This window comes from Streptomyces swartbergensis (assembly GCF_002148965.1).
Classification (GTDB): domain Bacteria; phylum Actinomycetota; class Actinomycetes; order Streptomycetales; family Streptomycetaceae; genus Streptomyces; species Streptomyces swartbergensis.
Genome location: NZ_NGFN01000697.1, coordinates 1 through 1,396, shown reverse-complemented (window position 1 = coordinate 1,396; position 1,396 = coordinate 1). Strand labels below are relative to the sequence as shown.

Sequence of the window (1,396 nt, the reverse complement as noted above, 5' to 3'; positions counted from 1 at the left end):
GACGGTCACCCCGAAGGGCCCGCCCCCGTCGTCGGCCACCGCGGTGGACGCGGAGGTGAGGGCGACAAGAACCACGGCAATGGAGAGGACGCGCTTCATCGGCGCCACTGTGCCCGAGAAAGGTGAGAGGAACGTGTGCCACCGGCCTCAAGCCGCACCGACCGGACCACTTGGGTCAAGCCGCGCCCATGCCCCGGCCATCGGCCCGTCACTGATCGGTAAGCCCGGCACCCGCTTCAGTAAGACGGACGTCAGGATCCCGAAGCCGCCTTGTTGTCACTTACTCAACAAGCGATCGTCCTCGCGGGTCGCCGCTCCCGCCGGGAACCGTACCGGCGGAACCTCCACCCGCAGGCCTCTCTCGCCTCCGCCCCGATCAGCGCTGGCGTCTACGTCCTGGCGGGCACCCCGGCCGGCGGCTCCTACCCGTCGAAGTTCCCCTACGCGAACACCTCCGCCCCGAACGACGTCACCAGCAACGGCAACGGCACCTGCGCCCCCAGCTACTTCTGCACCGCCCGAACGGGCTATGACGGCCCGACCGGCTGGGGCACCCCGAACGGAGTCGGCGCCTTCACCGGCTGACCCCTCCCGCTCGTGACAGACCGTCACTGAAGAACGCCGCCTGGGACCGTGGGGGGCTCGAGGCCGGCAGAGGACGAACGGGCCGCGGCAACCCAGCCACGGCCTGTTCGCCGCGCCAGGTAGCCTTCACCCGGAGAACACCGGGTCGACCACTCACCCGACCGACCGTCAGAAATGGTCCGGAAAGGTGACGCAGGTCATAGAAGGGCACAACGACGGAACCACACGACAGGTTTCGCTCAGGCCTCATTGCCCGGCGTGACCTGCCGTGATACACAGAGTGACTATACGATCCTTTGTACGCCGCCCGTCGCCTCCCTTAGGTTCCGGCGCGGAACGGTGGCAAGGTATTCGTACGAAACCCGCCAATCAATGACGCCAAGTCGACATACGACAGCGTCATCGTCGGCGAGAATGAGGCCTGACCTCTGCACGACCGCAGAGGATGCGGAACTACCCAACAGGGGCGGTGACTTACATGCTCTTTGCGGCCGATAAGGGAGACATCAACACCATCATCGGCGGGATCGCTCCGGACTGGGGCCCCTTCGGCAGCCTGGGCAACGAGGCCAAGGTGATGATCGAGGTCGTGATGGCGGTCGCCATCCTGCTCTGCCTCGGCATCGCCATCTGGGGCGCCGCCAAGCAGCGCATCGGTGCCACCGCCCTGCGGGACACCTTCAGCGCGGAGCAGGGCAAGGGCCTCATCATCGCGGGCCTGACGGGCGTGTTCATCATCGGCTCACTCGGCACGCTCTTCACCATCGTCTACGGCATGGCCGTGTAGGCCGGGCCCCACCCGCCCCGGCCG

The 1,396-nt window shown here is 67.0% G+C and carries 2 protein-coding genes; both read left to right on the top strand.

Annotated elements, in window-relative coordinates:
• The first annotated feature begins 270 nt into the window (after positions 1-270).
• Positions 271-585 carry a hypothetical protein gene (locus tag CA983_RS43675; protein ID WP_244207357.1) on the top strand — a complete coding sequence of 105 codons (315 nt, stop codon included), beginning with the start codon at positions 271-273 and terminating at the stop codon, positions 583-585.
• A gap of 478 nt (positions 586-1,063) precedes the next feature.
• Complete coding sequence (locus tag CA983_RS43670; RefSeq protein ID WP_003991275.1) at positions 1,064-1,372, top strand: hypothetical protein; 309 nt, start codon at positions 1,064-1,066, stop codon at positions 1,370-1,372.
• The last annotated feature ends 24 nt before the right edge of the window (positions 1,373-1,396 follow it).

What these genes read in the sequence shown, in the direction of transcription:
- CA983_RS43670 (WP_003991275.1), top strand. Translation starts at nt 1,064, where the DNA reads ATGCTCTTTGCGGCCGATAAGGGAGACATCAACACCATCATCGGCGGG.